Annotated in this window: 25 protein-coding genes and 1 tRNA gene; 11 read left to right on the top strand and 15 right to left on the bottom strand. The window is 60.1% G+C overall.

The features are described 5' to 3' along the window. Nucleotides 1-18: 18 nt before the first annotated feature. Entirely contained in the window at nucleotides 19-330 is a 312-nt protein-coding gene (locus tag FHW37_RS16770; RefSeq protein ID WP_145638406.1) for a SelT/SelW/SelH family protein, read from the top strand. 91 nt (nucleotides 331-421) lie between these two features. Beyond that, nucleotides 422-508 (top strand) — tRNA-Leu (locus tag FHW37_RS16765). 113 nt (nucleotides 509-621) lie between these two features. On the opposite strand, the gene FHW37_RS16760 is transcribed toward FHW37_RS16765, so the two are convergent. The 4 genes from FHW37_RS16760 to FHW37_RS16745 form a co-directional block, all read right to left on the bottom strand. Next, on the bottom strand, nucleotides 622-990 hold the full coding sequence (locus FHW37_RS16760; protein WP_145638404.1) for a hypothetical protein: 369 nt from the start codon (nucleotides 988-990) through the stop codon (nucleotides 622-624). A gap of 164 nt (nucleotides 991-1,154) precedes the next feature. Then, the gene (locus FHW37_RS16755; RefSeq protein WP_145638402.1) at nucleotides 1,155-2,015 is read right to left on the bottom strand and encodes an NlpC/P60 family protein; all 861 of its coding nucleotides are present in this window, start codon (nucleotides 2,013-2,015) and stop codon (nucleotides 1,155-1,157) included. 37 nt (nucleotides 2,016-2,052) lie between these two features. After that, nucleotides 2,053-2,403 (bottom strand): MarR family winged helix-turn-helix transcriptional regulator, encoded by a 351-nt coding sequence (locus tag FHW37_RS16750; RefSeq protein WP_145638400.1) that lies wholly within the window; start codon nucleotides 2,401-2,403, stop codon nucleotides 2,053-2,055. A 76-nt stretch (nucleotides 2,404-2,479) separates the two neighbouring features. After that, nucleotides 2,480-3,880, bottom strand: a complete 1,401-nt coding sequence (locus FHW37_RS16745; protein WP_145638398.1) for a leucyl aminopeptidase family protein — start codon at nucleotides 3,878-3,880, stop codon at nucleotides 2,480-2,482. A gap of 149 nt (nucleotides 3,881-4,029) precedes the next feature. Between FHW37_RS16745 and FHW37_RS16740 the strand changes: the two genes are divergently transcribed. Next, nucleotides 4,030-4,857: a tetratricopeptide repeat protein gene (locus FHW37_RS16740; protein ID WP_145638396.1), complete on the top strand. Its 828-nt coding sequence runs from the start codon at nucleotides 4,030-4,032 to the stop codon at nucleotides 4,855-4,857. 149 nt (nucleotides 4,858-5,006) lie between these two features. Then, complete coding sequence (locus tag FHW37_RS16735; protein WP_145638393.1) at nucleotides 5,007-5,528, top strand: YcxB family protein; 522 nt, start codon at nucleotides 5,007-5,009, stop codon at nucleotides 5,526-5,528. A gap of 7 nt (nucleotides 5,529-5,535) precedes the next feature. On the opposite strand, the gene FHW37_RS16730 is transcribed toward FHW37_RS16735, so the two are convergent. The 9 genes from FHW37_RS16730 to FHW37_RS16690 all read right to left on the bottom strand — a co-directional run bounded on the left by FHW37_RS16730 (nucleotide 5,536) and on the right by FHW37_RS16690 (nucleotide 14,522). Beyond that, a complete protein-coding gene (locus FHW37_RS16730; protein ID WP_145639284.1) occupies nucleotides 5,536-6,477 on the bottom strand; it encodes a type II secretion system F family protein in 942 nt (313 codons plus the stop codon). 47 nt (nucleotides 6,478-6,524) lie between these two features. Beyond that, complete coding sequence (locus FHW37_RS16725) at nucleotides 6,525-7,538, bottom strand: type II secretion system F family protein (RefSeq protein WP_145638391.1); 1,014 nt, start codon at nucleotides 7,536-7,538, stop codon at nucleotides 6,525-6,527. A 34-nt stretch (nucleotides 7,539-7,572) separates the two neighbouring features. Then, nucleotides 7,573-9,060, bottom strand: coding sequence for a CpaF family protein (locus FHW37_RS16720; RefSeq protein ID WP_145638389.1), 1,488 nt, complete (start codon nucleotides 9,058-9,060; stop codon nucleotides 7,573-7,575). A gap of 28 nt (nucleotides 9,061-9,088) precedes the next feature. Further along, on the bottom strand, nucleotides 9,089-10,378 hold the full coding sequence (locus tag FHW37_RS16715) for an AAA family ATPase (protein ID WP_145638387.1): 1,290 nt from the start codon (nucleotides 10,376-10,378) through the stop codon (nucleotides 9,089-9,091). A gap of 52 nt (nucleotides 10,379-10,430) precedes the next feature. Further along, complete coding sequence (locus FHW37_RS16710; protein WP_145639282.1) at nucleotides 10,431-11,132, bottom strand: CpaD family pilus assembly protein; 702 nt, start codon at nucleotides 11,130-11,132, stop codon at nucleotides 10,431-10,433. Nucleotides 11,133-11,193: 61 nt separating this feature from the next. Continuing rightward, a complete protein-coding gene (locus tag FHW37_RS16705; protein ID WP_145638385.1) occupies nucleotides 11,194-12,753 on the bottom strand; it encodes a type II and III secretion system protein family protein in 1,560 nt (519 codons plus the stop codon). Nucleotides 12,754-12,766: 13 nt separating this feature from the next. Continuing rightward, nucleotides 12,767-13,573, bottom strand: coding sequence for a Flp pilus assembly protein CpaB (gene cpaB, locus FHW37_RS16700; protein WP_145638384.1), 807 nt, complete (start codon nucleotides 13,571-13,573; stop codon nucleotides 12,767-12,769). A 120-nt stretch (nucleotides 13,574-13,693) separates the two neighbouring features. Beyond that, complete coding sequence (locus FHW37_RS16695; protein WP_145638382.1) at nucleotides 13,694-14,218, bottom strand: A24 family peptidase; 525 nt, start codon at nucleotides 14,216-14,218, stop codon at nucleotides 13,694-13,696. Between the two features lie 115 nt (nucleotides 14,219-14,333). Continuing rightward, nucleotides 14,334-14,522 (bottom strand): Flp family type IVb pilin, encoded by a 189-nt coding sequence (locus FHW37_RS16690; protein ID WP_145638380.1) that lies wholly within the window; start codon nucleotides 14,520-14,522, stop codon nucleotides 14,334-14,336. A 397-nt stretch (nucleotides 14,523-14,919) separates the two neighbouring features. Between FHW37_RS16690 and FHW37_RS16685 the strand changes: the two genes are divergently transcribed. The 7 genes from FHW37_RS16685 (at nucleotide 14,920) to FHW37_RS16655 (ending at nucleotide 20,439) form a co-directional block, all read left to right on the top strand. Continuing rightward, on the top strand, nucleotides 14,920-15,345 hold the full coding sequence (locus tag FHW37_RS16685) for a pilus assembly protein N-terminal domain-containing protein (RefSeq protein WP_145638378.1): 426 nt from the start codon (nucleotides 14,920-14,922) through the stop codon (nucleotides 15,343-15,345). A 95-nt stretch (nucleotides 15,346-15,440) separates the two neighbouring features. Then, nucleotides 15,441-16,079: a TadE/TadG family type IV pilus assembly protein gene (locus FHW37_RS16680; protein WP_145638376.1), complete on the top strand. Its 639-nt coding sequence runs from the start codon at nucleotides 15,441-15,443 to the stop codon at nucleotides 16,077-16,079. Then, nucleotides 16,079-16,666, top strand: a complete 588-nt coding sequence (locus FHW37_RS16675; RefSeq protein WP_145638374.1) for a TadE/TadG family type IV pilus assembly protein — start codon at nucleotides 16,079-16,081, stop codon at nucleotides 16,664-16,666. Before FHW37_RS16680 ends, FHW37_RS16675 begins: the two co-directional genes overlap by 1 nt. Before the next feature lie 106 nt (nucleotides 16,667-16,772). Then, entirely contained in the window at nucleotides 16,773-17,993 is a 1,221-nt protein-coding gene (locus FHW37_RS16670) for a phosphopentomutase (RefSeq protein ID WP_145638372.1), read from the top strand. After that, nucleotides 17,990-18,976, top strand: a complete 987-nt coding sequence (locus FHW37_RS16665; RefSeq protein ID WP_145638370.1) for an adenosine deaminase — start codon at nucleotides 17,990-17,992, stop codon at nucleotides 18,974-18,976. The genes FHW37_RS16670 and FHW37_RS16665 overlap by 4 nt, the downstream gene beginning before the upstream one ends. Before the next feature lie 87 nt (nucleotides 18,977-19,063). Beyond that, entirely contained in the window at nucleotides 19,064-19,693 is a 630-nt protein-coding gene (gene upp / locus FHW37_RS16660; protein ID WP_145638367.1) for a uracil phosphoribosyltransferase, read from the top strand. Nucleotides 19,694-19,914: 221 nt separating this feature from the next. Next, nucleotides 19,915-20,439: a TIGR02281 family clan AA aspartic protease gene (locus FHW37_RS16655; RefSeq protein WP_145638365.1), complete on the top strand. Its 525-nt coding sequence runs from the start codon at nucleotides 19,915-19,917 to the stop codon at nucleotides 20,437-20,439. Nucleotides 20,440-20,456: 17 nt separating this feature from the next. On the opposite strand, the gene deoA is transcribed toward FHW37_RS16655, so the two are convergent. Both deoA and deoC read right to left on the bottom strand, forming a co-directional pair. Beyond that, nucleotides 20,457-21,767: a thymidine phosphorylase gene (deoA, locus tag FHW37_RS16650; RefSeq protein WP_145638363.1), complete on the bottom strand. Its 1,311-nt coding sequence runs from the start codon at nucleotides 21,765-21,767 to the stop codon at nucleotides 20,457-20,459. A 15-nt stretch (nucleotides 21,768-21,782) separates the two neighbouring features. Continuing rightward, a complete protein-coding gene (gene deoC, locus FHW37_RS16645) occupies nucleotides 21,783-22,553 on the bottom strand; it encodes a deoxyribose-phosphate aldolase (protein WP_145638361.1) in 771 nt (256 codons plus the stop codon). Nucleotides 22,554-22,584: the final 31 nt, after the last annotated feature.

Genomic DNA, 22,584 nt, shown 5'->3' with positions numbered 1-22,584 from the left:
AAGGGCGAGGGAAACCGGATGACGGACAAGCCGCATATCACCATTCTTTACTGCACCCAGTGCAACTGGCTGCTGCGCGCCGGCTGGATGGCGCAGGAACTGCTGCAGACCTTTGGCGATGCGCTGGGCGAAGTCGGGCTCATTCCCGGCACCGGTGGCGTCTTCGAGATTCGAATCGACGGCAAACTGATCTGGGAGCGAAAGCGCGATGGCGGCTTTCCCGGCCCGAGAGAGCTGAAACAACGTGTGCGTGACATCATCGAGCCGGACAGGGATCTCGGACACATCGATCGTCACAGTGGAAAAACCGACGATTCGTCAGACGGATGAATGATCTTTCGAATGTTTTTTCACGACTGACACGGAAAGTTCAAAAAGCCGGTTGACAGGAGCCGGCCACCCCCGTAAATCCCCCTCCGTCGCCCAGATGGCGGAATTGGTAGACGCGCCAGCTTCAGGTGCTGGTACCCGAAAGGGTGTGGAGGTTCGAGTCCTCTTCTGGGCACCATTTCCCTCTTGCAGATTCCTGCAAGTACTTTGAAAATCCCCGGTTTTCCGGGGTTTTTTCATTTCTGCTTCCAGCAATTACCGCTGAGCTTTTCCCCGCAAAAGACCGGAGGTTTATTCCGGCAGGTTATGCGGGTTGAGGCCGGGCACCCACTGGTTATTCGGCATCTGCGTGCCGGTGTAGCGAATGCCGTTCTTGGTCTCGCAATTGTAGATTCGCGCCGGCGCATTGTCCCAGAAGGGAAAGCCGCCATGGCCGCGGAAGCCGTAAACCGTGCCGATATGGCTGGTGCATTTATAGCTGTTCGGGTCGGAATCGGTCAGGCTCTGCTGCGGCTGGACGCCAGGGAGATTCTTGAAGAAGGAATCCGGCGAGCGGGCGAAAGGCCCGTTATCGGCAGCGGAGGCCGCAGCCGGAACGAGGGCGGCAAGGACAAGCACCACGACCATGACCGCCGGCAAAATCCAGGCACCTTTGAGCATCGGTTCATTCCTTGATCGCTGTTACGACGAGATTTCCAGCATACAGATCAGATATGCGGACCGGCCCAACATATGGATTGGCATGCCCGCCTTCCATGGCGGCGGCTCCACTTTTATGTGATCGCCACGCTGGCAGCCACTCCGGGCGAATCATCCCAGGCTTATCATCTCTCGAGAGGGAAACGCCGATAGGCGGTCGGTTGTTCATACAGCCAGCCGATCCGTTTGACGGCCGCCTCGAAATTTTCGCGCGATACGGTCATCGTATGGCCGTTGGCATGCAGAAGCGTATCCTTGTCCTGCATGAAGCCGACATGGCCCTTCCAGAAGACGAAATCGCCGCGGCGCAGTTCTTCGCGCGTGATTTCGGAGCCGATCTTCGCCTGCATATCCGAATCGCGCGGCACTTTGTGGCCGACCATCATCATCGACAGCTGCACGAGGCCCGAGCAATCGATGCCGAAACCCGAGCGTCCGCCCCAGAGATAGGGTGTCTCGACGAATTTCTCGGCGATCGTGACCGGGTCATCACCCAACACGTCGGCAATCGGCCTGCAATGAGCAGCAATCACGGCGCCACCTGTGGCAAGCTCAAAATAGCGGGTGCCGCGCGTCTCCGCCTCACCGACGACGGTGACGCGACTTCCCATCGACAGGGCGGCGATTGGCGGTTTGCGCAATTCCGCTTGCGGATAAACGAATGTGCGGGTCACGCAGATACGGTGAGACGATGCCTCGACTTCGCCAAGCATGTCTTCCGGCAGATAACCGACATAGCCGTCCTGATCTGCCTGGACCCAGGCGAAGCCTGCAGCGCGATCGAAGACGCGCACGGTTTCGCCGAAGAGAAGCTCGGTATCAATGCCCCGCGCCAGATCCGGCACGGGACGCAGCTGCGCGACCGGAACGCTGATCCGCGCCGGTTCGCCGGGCACAAAGGCGGATGCCTCGACGCTGCCCTTCAGCGCCTCATCTGCGAGATCGGGGCGGAACGCATGCAGTCTTCTGTCGAGCGTCGTGGTCATGATGAATGCCTCAGGTGAAAAATCGAAAATGCTGCAGTCAGGATCCGGTTCGCCGGCCTTCCTGAATGATAAGGTCGCCGAGCTTTTCCAGATAGAGCGCGCCGGCCACGGTACGCTTGATCACCACATTGCGTCGATCCCCCTCGTCGCGTTGGCGATCGACGAGGCCGAGTGCGCCCATCGTATCGAGCGCACGCGTGATGACCGGCTTGGTGACGCCAAGCGTTGCCGCAAGCCCGCGCACCGTGTGGGGCGGCGGCACCAGATAGATATGCAAGAGGATCGACATCTGGCGCAATGTCAGATCGCGGGTGTCGCGTTTCACCTGTTCCAGGCTCACGCGACGCCACAGGCTCAACGCCTCGGTTGCGGTCAGTTCAACGGGCATAGGGCCTCCGCCTCAGAGAGCGGCAATCTTAAGGCCTCAGGTCTTACCCTTTTGTTTCCGCCCGCTGCGGCGCCGCTCAGCCGGAAACCATGCCGCGGATATGGCGGTAGAGGGCACGGATCGCAAAGGCCTCACCGCCGACCGGCGTCTGCGGCTTGTCCGCAAGGGACCAGCCATAGATATCGAAATGCGCCCAGCTTTTCGTCGCCGTCACAAAGCGTTTCAGGAAAAGCGCGGCAGTAATGGCGCCGGCCATGCCGCCGGAGGGCGAATTGGTGATATCGGCAGCGCGGGCGCGAATATCCTTGTCATAGCCCTTCCAGAGCGGCAGGCGCCACATCGGGTCGGACTCGCTGCTTGCGGCATTCATCAGGCCTGCGGATAGCGCTTCGTCATCGGTGAAATAAGGAGCAAGTTCGGTGCCCAGAGCCACACGGGCCGCCCCCGTCAGTGTCGCCATGTCGATCATCAGGTCCGGCGGGGTTTCATCCGCATATGCCAGCGCGTCGGCGAGGATCAATCGGCCCTCGGCATCGGTATTGTCGATCTGGACCGTCACGCCCTTGCGGCTCTTGTAAATGTCGCCAGGCCTGAAGGCATTGCCGGCGATCGAATTTTCCACCGCAGGCACGATCACCTGAAGGTCGACCGGCAGGCCGGCATCCATGATCATCAGTGCCAGGCCCATGACATTGGCGGCACCGCCCATGTCCTTCTTCATCAGCGCCATATTGGCGGCGCCCTTGATGTCGAGGCCGCCGGTATCGAAGCAGACACCCTTGCCGACCAGCGTGATGCGTGGAGCGCCCTTTTTGCCCCAGCGCATTTCCAGAAGCCGCGGCGCCGATGTGCTCGCCTGCCCCACCGTGTAGACGAGCGGAAAATTCTGGGTGAGAAGATCCTCACCGACGATCGAGGTGACGCTTGCGCCATAATGTTCGCCGAGCGCCCGGAAGGCGGCTTCGAGGTCGGCAGGGCCCATGTCATTGGTCGGAATGTTGATGAGGTCGCGGGCCAGGAAGACGCCGGCAAGCTGGCGCTCCAGATCAGCCGCGTCCGCCGAAGACGGAACAGAGAGCCGAACGTCCTTCTGCTTTTCAGTCTTGTAGCGGGTGAAGGAATAGGTTCCAAGGCCGAAACCGAGCAGAAAGCGGGGATCAACAGTTCCGGCCGCCTCGATATGCCAGTCGCCTGCCGGCAGAAGCTTGGAGAGCTTTCCGCTGATGAACGGCGCATCGGCCGGGTCGGCGCCTAGGCCGAAAAGGGCACTGGCCACCTCGCCTTTCTCGTTTGGAACCAGCAGGACCGTGCCCGCCTCACCCGTAAAACCGGCGGCCTTCGCCCAGGCCAACGTGGCCGGATCGATATTGCCTGGACCTGCCTTGATATCGTCCGGCGTCACGGCGTGGACAGGCTTGGAAAGGGCATCGGAAGAGCTGAAAACGGAGGGGCGGGCAATATGCTGGAAAGGGGTCATGGCGGCCTTCGCAAACGTCTGGAATCGTTCATCTTAACGATCTGTTAGGGTTAACAGTTTATTTCTGTCATGCAAATGCGCTTCACATTTTGCCGACAAGAGGGCCGCCGCCAGAGGGTGGTGGCTTCCAGCTTACGAGATCGCGATCCATGACCGTTGCTGCCCTTTCATTCCGCACGTCCCGTCTCGTTCACGCGACCGCGCTTGTGCTTGTCGGCCTGGCGCTTGCGGGCTGCAACACGACGAAGCGGGATGTTGCGACCACGGGCTCGATCCCCAAAATGTCGGCGGCGCCGCTGGACAACATGAATGCGTCGGAACTTGCGGGCACAGAGCAGTCGGTCGGCGCGGCCTATGTCAAGGATCCCAAGGACAAGGACATTGGTCTGCGTTATGCCAACGTGCTCGGCATGACCGGCAAGAACACCCAGGCCCTTGCAGTGATGCAGCAGGTGGCGATTGCCCATCCGGCCGACCGTGACGTGCTCGCCGCCTATGGCAAGGCGCAGGCAGCGGCCGGCCAGCTCGAACAGGCGCTTGCAACGATCAACCGGGCCCAGACGCCGGACCATCCTGACTGGCGTCTCTACTCCGCCGAAGGTGCTGTGCTCGACCAGATGGGCCGCTCGCAGGAAGCGCGCGATAAATATCGCCAGGCCCTCGACACCCGACCGAACGAACCGACAATCATCTCCAATCTCGGCATGTCCTACGTTCTCTCAGGCGATCTGAAGACTGCCGAAACCTATATGCGCAACGCTGCCGGCCAGCCCGGCGCCGACAGCCGCGTGCGCCAGAACCTGGCACTGGTGGTCGGATTGCAGGGTCGTTTCGCGGAAGCCGAAACGATTGCGCGCAAGGAATTGTCGCAGCAGCAGGCAGACGCCAACGTCACCTACCTGCGCTCGATGCTCAGCCAGCAGAATTCCTGGAAGAAACTGGCGGCAAACGACCAGGCGAAAACATCCACGAACTGATTTTTCGCCACGTCATGCCTAAGCCGCGGCAATCGACGGCTTCGCCGGGGTTGAGCTGAACTGCTGCTTCCACCATAAAAGACATGTGATAGCCGGAAACTGTATCCCGGCAGCCCCTCCCAGCCCTTGCCACGCGCTTCGGAGCATCCATGTCCGCCAATGAGCAATCGCCGATTTCCGGCTCCACGACCCTTACTCACACGGATAATCTCATCGCGCTGAGATACCAGTTGGGGCGTCCGGTTGCGATCATCGGAAGCTTCCTGTTCGTGGCCTTGATGACGATCGGCCTTCTCGATGTGCCGTCAGGGCAAAACCCGATCAATGCAATGGCAAGCCTGTTTTCCATGATGTGGCCGTTCATGGCCGGTGGGCTCGCCGGCTTCGTTGTTCTCTTGACCCTGGCCTGTGTCGTCAAATGGCTGCGGTTTCCGAGAGAAAACAAATCGGTGACCTATATCGCGGACGATAATGGAATAACGACGCGCGATTCGGTTGGCGCCTCGATCCACATGCCGTGGGCGATGATAAAATATTCCTGGAAGACGCGGGGTTATCTTATGACGCGAACCAAGGCGGGTGGGCTGCGGATAGCACCCTTCAGGGCGTTTACGCCGCTCGATGCCGAACGGCTGTGGCAGCTCGCCGGCAGCAAGACGCCGACGCGCTGATCCGGTTTTAGAACCGGTCGGAAACCTGGATACCGGCAGGCCCGAGGATGACGGCGATCAGGACCGGCAGGAAGAAAAGAATCATCGGCACGGTCAGTTTCGGCGGCAGGGCGGCAGCCTTCTTTTCCGCCTCGTTCATACGCTCATCGCGGCCTTCCTGAGCAAGGACACGCAGCGCCTGTGCAATCGGCGTGCCGTAACGTTCCGCCTGGATCAGCGCCTGGGCAACGGCCTTGACGATATCGAGCTGAGTTCGGATGCCGAGATTTTCCAACGCCGTGCGGCGATCCTGCAGGAAGGAGAGTTCGGCTGTCGTGAGGACCAGCTCCTCGGCGAGCTCCGGTGACTGGGTGCCGATCTCTTCGGCCGCGCGGCGCATGGCCGCTTCGATCGAAATACCCGATTCGACGCAAATCAGCATCAGGTCGAGCGCATCCGGCCAGGCACGCTTGATCGATGCCTGGCGCTTGTTGATGCGGTTGGAAATGTAGATATTCGGCGAATAGAAGCCGAGATAAGCGAAGCCGATAACCGCCAGCAGGCGGATTGCCACCGGCTTGGAGGCGAGATTGCCCAGCACGAAAATCCACACCGCCGCCGCTGCCAAGAACAAGAACGGCAGGAGGAAGCGTGCAACGAGAAACACGTTGAGGGCGTTCTGGGTGCGCAGGCCGGCGGCACGCAGCTTGTTGACCGTGTTCTCGTCGACCAGCGCCTTGCGCAGGTTGAAGCGCTCGACGATGTTGCGGGCGGACTTGTTGTTCTGGTTCCGCAGGCTTGCCTTGGACCCCTCGGCGTTCATCCGCGCCCGCTCTCGTGCACGGATCGCCTCGCGCTCGGTCGATACGGCCTTCATCCGCTTGTCGAGGCCACCCTTTTCGAGAAAGGGGCTCGCCAGCGTGTAGCAGGTCGCAAACACTGCCACCGCCACGAGGATGGCGAAGAGCATCGTCGGATCAGTAAAGGTGGCGGCAATTTCCTTCACGGGTCAAATCCTCAGATATCGAAATTGATCATGTTGCGCATGACGAAGATGCCGATCGACATCCAGATGCCCGCGCCCAGAAGGATCATGTGGCCGCGCGGATCCGTAAAAAGGATCATGATGTACTGCGGCGACGTGAGGTAGACGAGCGTCGAGACAATGAACGGGAGCGCCCCGATGATGACCGCAGACGCCTTGGCTTCCATGGACAGCGCCTTGACCTTGGCTTTCATCTTCTTGCGCTCGCGCAGCACCTTTGAAAGGTTGCCGATCGCTTCCGAGAGATTGCCGCCCGCCTGGCTCTGGATGGCGATGACGATGGCAAAGAAGTTGACCTCCGCCAGCGGCATGGTCTGCATCATGCGGAAACAGGCCTCGGGAATGCTCAAACCGACCTGCTGTGCCTCGATTACCTTGCGAAACTCGGACTTGACCGGTTCCTGGCCATCGGAGGCGATCAGCCGCAGCGCGTCGTTGAGCGGTAGGCCGGACTTGATGGAGCGGACCATGACGTCAAGCGCGTTCGGAAACTCGTTGAGAAACTTGTTCTGGCGACGCTTGATGAGAAAGCCGATCACCCAGCGTGGCAGGCCGAGGCCTGCGGCAAAGGCAGCACCAAGTGCGCCAAGCAGCTGTATTCCGGCAATCAGGGCGATGAGAAACACGAAAATGCCGAAGGCGGCGCTGAACATGTAGAAGCGACCGAGTGTCAGCGGCAGGCCGGTCTGGCCGATCCGGCTCTTCAGGCTGCGGTCGCCGATCTTGCTGTTCTTCTCTTCCTGCTGCTTTTCGAGATCCTTCAGGGAATCCTGCACCGACTTGCGGCGCTTGGAAAGTTCCTGCACGCGGTCGCGGGCGGCTTTCATCCGCACCAGATCGGTCTCCGCGGACTTGACGCGGCTCAGCCGCGCACCGGCCTTCTTCTCGACCTCCATTCGGGAGAACAAAAAGGCGTAGCAGACCGACCCGGCAGCGACTGCTGCAAGAACGATGATCAGTACGACTGTCATATCCATGCCGAACATCCTTTCCCGATGGGCGGTCGGGCCGCCCTTCCCGTCACGCCTTGCCGGTTTCCATAGCGTCGAGTGCCGACGCCAGCCGCCGCTCTTCGCCGTAATAGCGCGCACGATCCCAGAAATAGGGCTTTGCAATGCCGGTCGAGACGTGGCGGCCGATCAGCCTGCCATTGGCGTCCTCACCCTCGATCTCGTAGCGCATGAGATCCTGAGTGACGATGACGTCACCTTCCATGCCGATCACCTCGGTTACCTGGGTGATGCGGCGCGAACCATCGCGCAGACGGGCTGCCTGGATGATCACATCGATCGAACCGGAAATGATCTCGCGAACTGTCTTTGCCGGCAGCGAATAACCGCCCATGGCGATCATCGATTCCATACGGCTCAGGCATTCGCGCGGCGTATTGGCGTGGATCGTACCCATCGAGCCGTCGTGACCGGTGTTCATCGCCTGCAGAAGGTCAAAAACTTCCGGTCCGCGCACTTCGCCGACGATGATGCGTTCAGGGCGCATACGCAGGCAGTTCTTGACGAGATCGCGCATGGTAATCTCACCTTCGCCTTCGATATTCGGCGGGCGGGTTTCGAGGCGGACGACATGCGGCTGCTGCAGCTGCAGTTCGGCCGTATCCTCGCAGGTGATAACCCGCTCCTCACGGTCGATATAGTTGGTGAGGCAGTTCAAAAGCGTCGTCTTACCCGAGCCGGTACCGCCGGAGATGACGATATTGCAGCGGACACGACCGATGATCTGCAGAAGCGTCGCGCCTTCCGGCGTGATCGCACCGAATTTCACCAGCTGGTCGAGGGTCAGCTTGTCTTTCTTGAACTTACGAATGGTGAGTGCCGGGCCATCGAGCGATAGCGGCGGGGCGATGACGTTGACACGCGAACCATCGGGAAGACGGGCGTCGCAGATCGGCGAGCTTTCATCAACGCGGCGGCCGACCTGGCTGACGATGCGCTGGCAGATCGACAGAAGCTGGGCATTGTCACGGAAACGGATTTCCGATTCGATCGTCTTGCCGCCGACTTCGATAAAGGTCTGGCCTGCACCGTTGACCATGATGTCGGCGATATCATCTCGGGCAAGCAGCGGCTCCAGTGGGCCGTAACCGAGAACGTCGTTGCAGATATCCTCGAGCAGCTCTTCCTGCTCGGAGATCGACATCGCGAAATTCTTGATGGTGATGATGTCGTTGACGATGTCGCGGATTTCTTCGCGCGCGCTTTCGGCATCGAGCTTGGCGAGTTGGGACAGATCGATCGTATCGATCAGCGCCGAAAAGACCTGGCTTTTCGTGTCGTAATAGTGCTCGGTTCGGGCCGGGCGCCTACGGGCCGGTGCGGGGGCAAGCGGTGGCGGCGCGACGGGCTGACGACCAGCGTTCGCTTCACGCGGTTCCGCCAGAATTTCCGGGGTCGAGGATCTCGGCGCCTCGGCCACGGGCGCAGCCGTAGTCACGGGCGGCGGGGCAATACCGCCGCTTCGGCCAGATCCTTCGTTTCCGCGCTTTCCAAACATAATGCGATCCAGTTCCTAAACGTCAGGCCTATTTGCGGCCGAGCATTTGCAGCATCTTGCCCAAGCCGCCCTTCTTGGCCTTCTTGACGGCAATGCGGCCGGTGACGACATGCGCGATCTGAGAAAACGTTTCGGCAGCCGGCGATTTGGCATCGATCTCGGAGATCATCCGGCCACTATTGGCGGCATTGCCGAACAGCTGCGCATCGAAGGGCAATATGGCGATCGGCTCGAGTTCGAGCGGTTCGATGAAATCCGCCGGCGCGATTTCGGGGCGCTTCGGCATGCCGACCTGATTGAGTACGAGATGCGGCGCACGGTCGTTGGGCCTCAGCTTTTTCAAGGCGTCGATCATGTTCTTGGTATTGCGCAGGTTCGCCAGATCGGGCGCGGCGCAGATGACTACTTCGTCGACCGACGACAGAACGGAGCGCGTCCATTCGCTCCAGCCATGCGGCACATCGAGGATGGCGACCGGCGCACTACGCTGCAGGAGCTCGATGATCGGCTGGAAGGCAGCACTTTCAAAGTCATAGGCGCGGTCGAGCAATGACGGCGCAGCGAGCAGAGAGAGATGCTCGGAGCATTTTGTCAGCAGACGATCGAGAAAGACTTCATCCAGCCGTTCCGGCGCAAAGACGGCTTCTGCGATACCCTGAGCCGGGTCCTGATCAAAATCGATATTGGCCGTGCCGAATGGCAGGTCCAGATCGGCAAGAATGGTTTCGGTCGAAAACAGGTTGGAAATGCCGAAGGCGCAGTTATGGGCGATCGTCGATGCCCCGACGCCACCCTTGGCGCCGATCACGGCGATCGAACGGCCGAGCGGCTCAGCTTCCGGATCGATAAAGATCGTCGAAATGACGCCCAGCATATCCGCCATCGGGACGGGGCCGACGAGATATTCCGAGATCCCGTTGCGGATCAGCTCGCGATACAGCGCGATATCGTTATAGCGGCCGATGATAACGACGCGGGTCGAGGGGTCGCAGACTTCCGCAAGCGGTGCCAGCTCCGCCAGAAGCGAGCGCGGCTCGGTCTCGGTTTCCAGAATGATCAAATTGGGCGTCGGCGAGGACGAGAACATGTTGGCGGCCGCGGCGATGCTGCCGCCGGTGACGCGCAGGTTGACCTTCGCCATGCGCCGGTCGCGCGACATGCGGTCCATCATCCGCTGCATCGCGTCGCTTTCGCAAAACGCGTGAATGGAAATCCGCGGCAGCGGCCGCAGGTTCTCCAGATCGGCGGGGCGTTCGCCCTCGTCGCCAAGATGCTCCTCGTTGCCGGAGCCGCGGATTTCGTAGTTGATCGCGCTCATCGTTTTCCCCGGTTCCCGGACACTTCCGTTCATCGGCCTTTCTATCGGGCCGTCAGTTCGTCGTTGTTGTCGTCGTGGTGGTCGTGCCGCCGCTGCTCGTCTCACCACGGTAGTCGCTGATCACCTTGGCACGCTGGGTCGCATCGATCGGAGTCATGCCGCGCGGTGCGATCAGGTCAGACGGGTTGGCAATCTGGGCAGCCAGATTGTTCTGCGAGGCGCAGCCGAAATTGTACCAGTTCCTGTTGGTCATCGTGTCATTAGACAGGTCTTCCGGCCATTCGCCGCATGCGCTCGTCATCGCCTTGGTGGCCACATATTGCAGGCGGATCGGTGCCGCATCGCCGTTTGGTGAAGCGGCGTAATTGGTCATCATGATGCGCTGCGCGCGAATGCCGTTTTCGGTCAGCGTGCGGCGGATATCGCCGGCAATCTTGGTCGCGGCACCGGCATTGTAGGATCCATGCGGAACCTGGATCTGGACGACGCCGGCAGCCGAAGCGCTGAAATTCTGCGCGAAGCCGCGGACCATGTCCTTCTGGCCAACCGTCAGGCGCACATCGCCAGAGGCAACCGGGACATCGAGCGTATAGGCACCTTCCGCAAGAACGATTGGATGGCGGGTGCGATAATCGTCGGAGATCGAACCGGTCGTCATCTGGCTATTGCCGCAGGACGAGAGAAGCACCGAAACGAGCAGGGCGGCCGCCGTCGATGCCATGACCGGGTGACGCGCGCGAATTGACTTCTCCATCTTGCGATGTCCCTTCAGGGCCGAGAGAGGGGTGATTGTGATCGTCATGTCCGGTCCCCGCTCACTTGTAGATGAAACCGACTGCGCCATGATATTGGCCCGGAGCCGCGTCGGCCTGCTCCTTGCGGCCGTAGATCTTGTTGACGCGATTCAGGAAGAAGCTGGCTGCATCGTTTTCAGGATTGAAGTTGTCGTCCGGGCGGGCAATCTCGTTACGGGCCACAGGCCGGACGAGATAAGGCGTCGCGATGATCACAAGCTCGGTTTCGTTGCGAATGAAATCCTTGCTGCGGAACAGCGTGCCGAAGACCGGAACCTTGGAAATGCCTGGCAGCCCGGACATGGCCTGACGGATATTGTCCTGCACCAGACCGGCGATGACGATCGAGCCGCCGGAGGGCAGTTCGACAGTGGTCGAAGCCTCGCGCTTGCGGATCGACAGATAGGTATTGCCCGGGATTCTCAGGCTCGAGCCGTTGCCGGTATTGGCCGAACCTTCGTAGGTCGGCTCGGATACGTTGGTCTCGATATTGAGGCTGATGCGGCCCGGCGAAAGCACGACAGGCTTGAAGTTCAGCTGGATGCCGTAGTCGACCGAGTTGACCGTACGCGTCACTGTTGGGCGGCCGGTATCCTGATCGACATCGACTTCCTGCTCCCCGGGGAGGCGATATTCGCCACCGACGTAGAATTTCGCCTGCTGGCCGGAGATCGCGGTCAGGCTCGGTTCGGCGAGCGTGCGCATGACGCCGGCCTGTTCCATGGCGTTCATATAGGTTGCGATACTTGCCGCGCCGATCGATCCGGTGAGGCTGCCCATGCCGAATGTGCTGACGGCATTGCCGAGGTTCGACGGATTGGAATAGGAGATCGAACCCTTGTTACCGCTGAGCGAACCGTTGAAGCCGAGCTGCTTCAGAACCTGGCGGCTGACTTCGGCAACGGTGACCTTCAGCGTAACCTGGTCTTCGCCTTCAATCGTCAAAAGATTGACGATCTGGGAAGTCTGGCGGTTTTCAGCAAAGATGGAGGCATCACCATTATTGCCTTGCGCTGTGATGTTGCGCGTCGTTGCCTCACCACCCTTCAGGAAGGCGGATGCAAGCTTTTCAGCCTGGGCCGAATCCTGCGGTGTGCGCACCGTTCCAGACAGAACGATGTTGTCGGAGATAATTTCCACTTTGACGTCGGAATCCGGCAGGAAGCGTTTGAGGTTCTGCTGCAGGCCGGCAATGTCACGCTCGATCTCGACGTCGAGGCTGACGATCTCCTCGCCATTGGCACCGAATACGAAGATATTCGTCTGACCGACCGTCTTGCCGAACAGGTAGATGCGGCGCGAGGTGCGGGTCACCGCGTCGGCCATCGCTGGATCGGCGACAAGAATGTCATGGGCATCGGCAGGCAGATCCACGACCAGCGCCTTGTTGAGACCAAGCGAGAGCCGGCGTTTGACGCCCGGGCCGGCATCAGTAATGCGCACGACGCTCGAATCTGCCGCAGACACTTCCGTCACACCGAATTCGACCGATGCAAAACCGATCGGAAACCCAGAAACCGCCATGCAGAATGCCATTCCGGCGGCGGCAGAGCTGCGAATTTTAGCTTTGAAACTGCTCATTGGCCCGCTCCGTTCATTTCGCCTGCTGCGAGGTCGAGGTCTTGACGATCGACCCCGATTTGATCAGTTGAACCTCTGCCTTGCCGCCGCCCTGAAGCAGATAGTCCGCAGCAGCCGTGTCGGGCTCACGCGCATCCGCTACCGAGCGCAGGGCAAGCGTCAGCCGCTCGGCCATCTGCTGTGCGACAGCGAAAACCTTCGTCTGGTCCGGCGTGAGTTCGAGCGTCGCTGTCGTGCCAACCACCGACTTGGAGCCATCGGGGGCCTCCTGGATCTGCTGGTCGATCGCGAGAACGCGAACATTGTTGAGGACGTTCTCGGTGATGAAGGTGCCGCTATCCTTGCTCTGGCGCACCATGATCACATCGACACGGTCGTTCGGCAGGACAAAACCGCCCGCACCGGTCGCAACCGAAATCTCAGTCGCAACCGCCCGCTTTCCGGACGGCAGCAGCGAGGACATGATACGGCTGGAAGAATCGGCGATCTTCTCGGCGCGGATCGGCTCGCCCTTGAAGATCGGCAGGCGCACAACCGAGCCGGCAATCTCCGTCAGGGCATCCGGCCGGCTTTCGGAGGTGATGAAGCCTTCGGCGACGCCACCCTTCGGCCAGTCCATCCATTCGATCGATTTGTCGTTGAGGCGACTGCCGACCGGCAGATTTTCTGCCGATACGAGAACCTTGGTCGTCGGTTCCTTCTGGACGATGGTCTCGACGAGATTCTGCGGCTTCTGGCCAGTCAGACGCATTGCCAGCAGACCTGCAAGGCCTGCTGCCACAACTGCGACTGCGAGAATCATTATGCGTGCGGGCTTCATTACCGTCCCCGAGGGAATCTAAATCTCCAGGGAGAATGGGCCGGCAATGGTATAATTAAGGTTAATGAGTTGCTTACAATCTCAGTTAACGCAATCTTTCCGCGACGGAGGCGAGATTTACTATCTGAGTGTTTGCATTGCCGCGAGGAAGATCGGTGCCTGCTGAAGCGTCATGAACCCGCCGATCGCGATTGCGATGCCGTAAGGGATCTTCTTCTCCGTGGAAAGCGAGGCGGGCAACCTAATACCTATCGCCATGGCCGAATTGGCCTGGGTGCGCAGCAACAGCATGATCAGCGTCAGCGCGCCGCCCACATAGGCAACGGTGACAAGGAAGACGAGAAGCGACGGATCGTAACCGAACCACAGAGCCGTTGCTGTGAGGAGCTTGGCATCTCCCCCGCCCATGATGCGGAATGCGAACAGCCCAAAGCAGACGATAAAAACCAGAAGGGCGGCTGCCAGGCTCATGCCGATCACTGGCCAGGCAAGACCGGATAGTGGGGCGAGCAACAAAAAAGCGACGATCGCCACGGCAGAGATGAAGTTTGGGATGGTCATCGTCCACAGGTCGCTCAGCGCAGCAAATGCCAGCGCAAGAGGCAGCACTGAAAAAATCAAGACAGCGACAACCACATCAGCCATGATTCACCTGTTTTCGAAGCTTAACCGTCGAATCAGGATCGAGAGCCACCCGTAGGAGGCTCTCGATCTGAAATTTCAAGCTTGGCAAGGCTGCTGCATCGCAGCCCATAAGCTATCAGCAGGCTGCGGTACCGGTGCCGCAGTTCAGCTTCTTCGAGATGTTGACGAACTGCGTGTTCAGCGCGCCGCCGAGCGTGGTCGCACCAGCGATCAGCGCAACAGAGATGAGAGCTGCGATAAGGCCATATTCGATGGCGGTCGCGCCGGACTCATCCTTGATGAAACGTGCAAAAATCTTGGACATGGGACTCTCCTACTCCACTTGGGTTCAGCATTTCCCGACAACTGTTTCCGCTGTTCGGTTGAGAGCCAATCTAGGGGCGGACGATTGCCATCGGCTTAAGAAAGACCCTTTCCAAAGGGTTAACGGAGCAAATGCGGGCTCTTTGGTAAATAGCCCGCAAATAAGACCGGTCGCATTTTATGCAGCTGTCCGGATGGGATTATTTCCCTAATATAAATGATAAATCATCACATTGAGCAGAATTACATCAAATGGATTATAAGGAAATAGGGTCCGAAGCTGGCTTTTATCAAAGGTTAAGCAACTCCAAATCAGAGTATGACCCTGTATCACTTAAGATTTCATTCACCATTCACGGGCATCCTTGACGCCCAAGACGATCCATTGAGGCCACCCTATGCTGTTGCGCAGTCTGTCCATTGCACTCGCGTGCGTATGCGGGATTCTGTCATGCGGAAGCGCGCAGGCTGAAGATGATGGCCTGTTGCGGGTCTTCATGAATCACGCGCGCGTCCTGAAACTGGACCGGCCGGCCGCCAAGGTCATCGTCGGCAATTCCGACGTTGCCGATGCAACCGTCGCCGATCCGACGACGATCGTGATCACCGGCCGCAGCTTCGGCACGACAAATCTCGTCCTCCTCGATGCAGAGGGCAATGCGATCGCCGATGAGCGTGTTCTCGTGTCGATCGACGAAGGCAATACGGTGCGCGTTTACCGCCAGACGGATCGTTCCGTGCTTTCCTGCACGCCGAATTGCGAGCAGCATGCAAAGTTCGCGAACAGCGGCAGCAGCAGTGCGACCAGCGGTACCTCGCCCTGATCGGCACAGGTTGTTAAAATCCCGGCGCCTGCCGCAACGGAATATCAATAATCCCTTTCTACGATCCGACGCTCATCCGATCCCGGAATGGAACGATGCGTCAGGAACGTCACGACCTCATAACCGATGCGGCAACACGCCCGAAAAGGCGTGGCTTGTGGCGAGATCTGTTCCGTTCGAAGGACGGCGCGGCAGCAATCGAATTTGCACTGCTCGCGATTCCCTATTTTGTTGTAATCTTTGCGATCCTTGAAACCTTCATTGCCTTCACCGGTGAACAGCTGGTCAGCAATGCTGTCGACACGATGGCGCGCAAGCTGCGAACTGGCAACATCACCTATAATCTCAGTCGGCCAGCCACGGATATGGACCGGAGCAAGTTCCGACAGGCCTTCTGCAACGAAGTCTCGATCCTCATCCAGTGCAGCGCCGATGAAGTCGCCACCCCGAACAAGCTCTGGCTCGACGTACGCAGTTTCACGAGTTTTTCGGCTATTCCGACCACAGTGCCTCGGACCGGCAACAGCACGTATGGTGAGCTCAACACGGCAACCTTCGGCTTTTCGCCGGGTGGCCCGAAAACGATCAACATGCTGCGCGCCTATTATAAATGGGACACGGTCACGGATCTCATTCGCCCCTACATCACCAATGTCCGGCCTGCCGATGGGTCGCGTCCGAACTATTTCCTGATCGTCGAGACCGCCACGTTCCAGAACGAGGATTATCCGTGATGCGGAAGAGGGTGGCGAAGGGGATCGGTAGCGGCATCCTGTCAAGGCTCGGCGAGCTTCTGCGCGATCGCAGAGGTGTTGGCGCGGTCGAATTCGCATTGATCGCACCGCTGCTGCTTTGCCTCTATATCACCGCCTTCGAGCTGACGATCGGTCTCAGCATCTCCAAGCGCACAACACGCAGCGCAAGCACAATTGCCGACCTTGTAACACAGCAGACGGCTGTCACTCCGACCTGGCTTTCAACGATGAAGGATGTGACCGCCAGCCTGTTTGCGCCTTACATAGCGGAAAACCTGCTGATCAAGGTCACTGGTGTCACGATTGATTCCAGCGGCAATCCGACGGTGGCATGGTCCTGGGATCAATCCAACGGACGGCCTTATGCTGTCGGCTCCGCGGTCAATGTACCGACCGACATGCGCTCGGCGAGTACGTTTGTCGTCCGCGCCGAAATCTCGGTCAATCATACATTGCTGATGGTCATGCCTGGCCTGCTGCCGAGCAAGCTTCAGACTGTCACGATCAGCCGCCAGTATTTTTATCGCCAGCGCGTCGGATCGAGCATCAGCTGCAGCGGCTGCTAGCCTTCTCCTTCGCCCTTTGCCAATTTCATCCGGCAACTATATGTATCGCGATTCACGCGGGCACGACACGTGTGCCGTGACCGATACTCCAACCTCCGGGTGACCGATGGCGCGCGCCTTCCTCTTCGTTCTTGATTCCTTCGGCGTCGGCGGTGCCGCGGATGCGCAGGAATATGGGGATCTCGGCGCCAATACTTTGGGCCATATCGCCGAATTCTGTGCCGCCGGTGCGGCCGACCGTGCGGGATTGCGGGAAGGCCCGCTCAACCTGCCGAACATGTCCTCGCTCGGCCTGCTCGAAATCGCCAAGCTTGCAAGCGGCGACTATCCGCTCGGCATGCCGCGACCGGATCGGGTCTTTGGCCTGTTCGGCGCCGCCAACGAGATCTCGCGTGGCAAGGACACGCCCTCGGGGCATTGGGAGATTGCCGGCACGCCCGTGAAATTCGACTGGGGCTACTTTCCGAGCGACGGCGATGCCTTTCCGGCGGAACTCGTCGAAGCAATCTGCGAGCAGGGAGAGGTTCCGGGCATTCTCGGCAATTGCCATGCCTCCGGCACCGAGATCATCGCCAAGCTCGGCGAAGAGCATATCAGGACCGGCAAGCCGATCTGCTACACATCGAGCGATTCCGTCTTCCAGATCGCAGCGCATGAGACGCATTTCGGGCTGGACCGGTTGATCAAGCTCTGCCAAACCGTTCGGACGCTACTCGATCCGCTGAATATCGGCCGGGTGATCGCCAGACCCTTTGTCGGTGAAACGCCGGAAACCTTTGAGCGCACCGGCAACCGTCGCGATTTCTCCGTCCTGCCGCCGGAACCGACGCTGCTCGACCGCCTTGTTTCCGCAGGCCGAAAAGTCCATGCGGTCGGCAAGATCGGCGATATTTTCGCACATCAGGGCGTGACCCGCGTCATTAAGGCAAATGGCAATTCGGCTCTGATGGACGCGACGCTCAAGGCGATGAACGAGGCCGAGGATGGCGATCTCGTCTTCACCAATTTCGTCGATTTCGACATGATCTACGGTCACCGCCGCGATGTCGCCGGTTATGCGGCGGCGCTCGAAGCCTTCGACCGCAGCCTGCCGGATGTGCATCGACGCATGAAGCCCGGTGATCTCGTGCTTCTGACGGCTGACCATGGCTGCGATCCGACCTGGCGCGGAACCGATCATACCCGCGAACGGGTGCCGATCATGGCCTTCGGGCCGGGGGTCAGGGCACGGCCCGTCGGTCTTCGTCCCACCTATGCCGATATCGGCGAAACGATCGCTGCACATCTCGGTATTCCCTCGGGCAAACACGGATGGAGTTTCCTTTGACCGCACATCTCCTGAAAGCCGAGATCCATTGCCACATCGAAGGCGCCACGCCGCCTTCGCTCGCGCAGGCGCAGGCGGCGAAATACGGTCTCGACATCAGCCATCTGCTCGATGCCGATGGCTACGAATGGTCCGACTTTTCCGAATTCCTGGTCTGCTACGACGCTGTCGCGGCGCTGTTTCGCACTGCGGACGATTATGCGCTGCTGACGGAAACCTATCTCGGCGAGCTCGCGGGCTATAACACGATCTATAGCGAGATCATCGTCTCTCCCGACCATGGCGACCGGATCGGGCTGGGTGCGGATGCCTATCTCGCCGGCATCTGCGATGGTATTCATGCCGCGCGCGAAAAGACCGGCATAGAGGCGCGGATCATCGTCACCGGCGAACGCCATTTCGGACCGGACAGCGTCATTGCCGCTGCAGACTATGCCAAGCGGGCGAAAAACCCGCTGGTGACTGGCTTCAACATGGCCGGTGAGGAACGTATGGGCCGCGTCGCCGATTACGCCCGTGCCTTCGATATCGCCCGTGATGCGGGCCTTGGCCTGACCATTCATGCCGGCGAGGTCTGTGGCGCCTTCAGCGTTTCCGATGCGCTTGATCTCGTCCACCCATCCCGCATCGGCCACGGTGTGCGGGCGATCGAGGACCCGGCTCTGGTCGAGCGGCTGGTGGAACTCGGCACGGTGCTGGAAGTCTGCCCCGGCTCGAACATCGCGCTCAAGGTCTTTCCGGATTTCGACAGCCATTCGCTGCGGGCGCTGAAGGCTGCCGGCGTTCGGGTCTGCCTGAATTCCGACGACCCGCCCTTCTTCAATACCTCACTGATGCAGGAATACGAGATCGCATCCTCGGTCATGGGTTTCTCCGATGCGGAGATCAACGGCATGACGCGCACGGCGATAGAGGCGGCCTTTGTCGATGAGGCAACCCGTGGCGCCCTGCTTGCGCGGCTGGATGCTGCAGCGACTGCCTGATTGGGGATAACGGTGCGAAAAGCGCTCACGGCTTGCGAAATCCGCCGTTTTCCTGAATGAAGAGACGAACAACAAAGAGGGAAGCACATGGACGGCGTCAACGTCATCGATCACCCGCTGGTGCAGCACAAGCTGACGATCATGCGCAAGAAGGAAACCTCGACGGCCGGTTTCCGCCGGTTGCTGCGCGAGATCTCCATGCTGCTCTGCTACGAGGTAACCCGCGATCTCGAGCTGACGCTCGAAACCATCGAGACGCCGCTTGTCGAAATGAAGGCACCGATCGTCGAAGGCAAGAAGCTGGTCTTCGTCTCGATCCTGCGTGCCGGCAACGGCCTTCTGGAAGGCATGCTGGAACTGGTGCCCTCGGCCCGCGTCTCGCATATCGGCCTCTATCGCGACCACGACACGCTGCAGCCGGTCGAATATTATTTCAAGGCGCCTGACGATCTCGACGAGCGCCTGCTGATCGTCGTCGATCCGATGCTGGCAACCGGCAATTCCTCGATCGCCGCCGTCCACAAGCTCAAGGAACGGGGTGCGAAAAACATCCGTTTCCTCTGCCTCCTGGCGGCACCGGAAGGCATCCGCAATTTCCAGGAAGCCCACCCGGACGTGAAGATCTACACGGCGTCGATCGACAGCCATCTCAATGAAAAGGGCTATATCGTCCCGGGTCTCGGCGACGCCGGTGACCGCATGTATGGTACGAAATAAGCCCGTTCATCCTTTGCTTACCGCGTTTTGAAGCTTGGCGGCCCGTGAAACCATTCACGGGCCGTTTTCTGTCATGATGGCGAGATCGACTAAAGTGCATCGCGATCTTTCAGATTCGCTCCCTGCACTTTAGTTCTTTGCTTTTGCGCATGTCTTTCTCCCGAAACCGGAGACCACTTTCGGGAGACATGCTGTAGCCGCCTTCGTGGCAAAGGACATTCATGCTTCTGCGCACCGTCATTTTCGCAAGCGTCGTGGCTGTTGCCGCAACGCAGATTCCGGCGATCGTCCATCTGGTCAGTCCGCCGGCTCCCCAGCCGGTCGTGACGGATACCGGACAGCAGGATGCAAAACCGCAGCCCGTCGCGCTCCCCTCCGGCCGGGTCAGGCTCGCGGGTGACGCAAGGGGCCATTTCAACGGCAGTTTCAAGATCAATGGCAAGCCGGTGGATGGCCTGATCGATACCGGCGCCTCACTGGTCGCAATCAACGAAAGCACGGCAAGGCGGCTCGGCTTCGGCGGCAATGGTCTCGATTTCCGCTATACGATCAATACGGCGAACGGCACCACGCAGGGCGCAAAGGTGATCCTCGACCGGATCGAGATCGGCAGTATCCGGGTACGCGATGTCGACGCCTTCGTGCTGCGCGACAATGCGCTTTCCAACACGCTGGTCGGCATGACCTTTCTGCAGAAGCTGAAATCCTACCAGGTGCAGGACGGCGCCCTGACGCTATCGCAATAGGCGCTCGGCAGGGCCAATCAGCCGATCCGGCCGATGATGACAGGCGATTTTGCCGGCTCTTCATCCGAAATCGAATAACAGGCCGCGACGGCAGCCATTGCGCTTTCAGCATCAGACGGTGTCGACGCATGGATCCGGGCAATCACGTCGCCCTTCTCGATCTTGGTGCCGAGGGCCAAGATCCTGTCGATACCGACGCGATGATCGATTGGATCGCTGGCGCGGCGGCGGCCTCCGCCAAGCTCGACAACCGCCATGCCGAGCGCGCGGGTTTCGCAGCTCGACAGATAGCCGGCACGGTCGGCAACGACAGGTCGGATTTCCGGCGCGACAGGCAGATAGGCTTGTCGCCGCTCGCAAAAATCGGCGGGACCGCCGAGCGCATGCACCATGCGGGAAAAATGCTCCGTCGCCTTGCCGGATGCCAAGGCCTGCCGGGCCATCGCGATTGCCGCATCATGATTGGCGGCAACACCGGCCGCAAGCAGCATTTCGGCGGCTTCCGCCAGAACGACCGTCTCCAATCGCGTGCCGGTCTTTTCGCCGCTCAGGAAGGCGAGGCAGTTTTCGATCTCGAGCGCATTACCGGCGGCATCCGCCAGCGGCTGGTTCATGTCGGTCATCAACGCGACGGTTTCTAGCCCTGCCCCGTTCGCCACTTCGACAAGCGAGCGGGCCAGCGTTTCCGCCTCTGCCGGCTCTTTCATGAAGGAGCCATTGCCGACCTTCACGTCTAGGACGAGGCTTTGCAAACCGGCCGCGAGCTTCTTCGAGAGGATCGAGGCGGTGATCAGCGGCACGGATTCGACGGTAGCCGTCACGTCGCGGATGGCGTAGAGGCGGCGGTCGGCGGGCGCCAGCTCCGCGGTCTGCCCCACAATGGCACAGCCGGCTTCGGCCACCACTTTGCGGAATTTTGCCTCATCCGGCATGATGTCATAGCCGGGGACGGACTGCAGCTTGTCCAGCGTGCCGCCCGTGTGGCCAAGGCCACGGCCGGAAATCATCGGCACGGCAAGGCCGCAGGCCGCAGCAATCGGTGCCAGCATCAGCGAGACATTGTCGCCGACGCCGCCGGTCGAATGCTTGTCGGCGACCGGACGGCCGATATCGTTCCAATTCAGGACAAGGCCCGAATCCCGCATGGCAAGCGTCAGCGCCACCGTCTCATCTCGGGACATGCCTTGAAAGTAGACGGCCATCGCGAAAGCGGCCGCCTGGCCTTCGGAAATCTCATCCTTCGCCAGCGCTGCGATGAAATCCGAGATATCATCCGCCTCGAGGGTTTCGCCGTCGCGCTTGCGGCGGATGATCTCTTGCGGGATCATGGGCGGAATCAAGGCTCAGTAACCGGCCGAGGCGCGGGCCGAGGGAGCGCCGCCGAGAACACCCAAAATATCGTCGAGCAGGCTCGATGCGCCGAACCGGAAGGTCGAAGGCATGATCCAATTCGGGCCCATGATGGTTTCAGCAAGGCGCAGATAGAGGTCTGCATCCGCAACCGTGCCGATGCCGCCGGCCGGCTTGAAGCCGACGCGCTTCTTGGAATCGCGGATGGCCTGCAACATCAGGTCGGCTGCCTCGAGTGTCGCGTTGACGCCGACCTTGCCGGTCGAGGTCTTGATGAAATCGGCGCCGGCCGCAATCGCAAGCTCGGAGCCGCGCCGAACGAGGGCCGCATCCTTCAACTCGCCGGTTTCAAGGATGACCTTGAGACATGCATTCGGGCAAGCGGCACGGACGGCCTCGACCATTTCGGTCACGGCGGCTTCGTCACCGGCAATCAGCTTGCGATAGGGAATGACGAGGTCGATCTCGTCGGCGCCGTCAGCCACCGCCTTTGCAGTTTCTTCCACCACCGTTGCGACGGGAAGATCGCCGGACGGGAAGTTGACAACGGTCGCAATACGCACGGCGTGACCTTCACCGAGGATGGCGCGGGCATGGGCGACAAAACGCGGCCAGATGCAGATGGCGGCGGTATTGCCATAAGACGTCTGGGCACGCAGGCACAGGTTTTCGATCGCGGCATTGTCGCAATCGTCACGCAGATTGGTCAGGTCGAGAAGTGACAACGCGAAGAATGCGACTTCGCGCGGGCTCTGGAGTTCCATGGTCTGCCTCCCTCAAAAAGAGCCGCCATAT

Origin of the sequence: Neorhizobium alkalisoli (genome assembly GCF_007829835.1) — a bacterium.
Classification (GTDB): domain Bacteria; phylum Pseudomonadota; class Alphaproteobacteria; order Rhizobiales; family Rhizobiaceae; genus Neorhizobium.
Note: the sequence above shows the minus strand (reverse complement) of the source record. Positions and strands in the feature narration are given on the sequence as shown.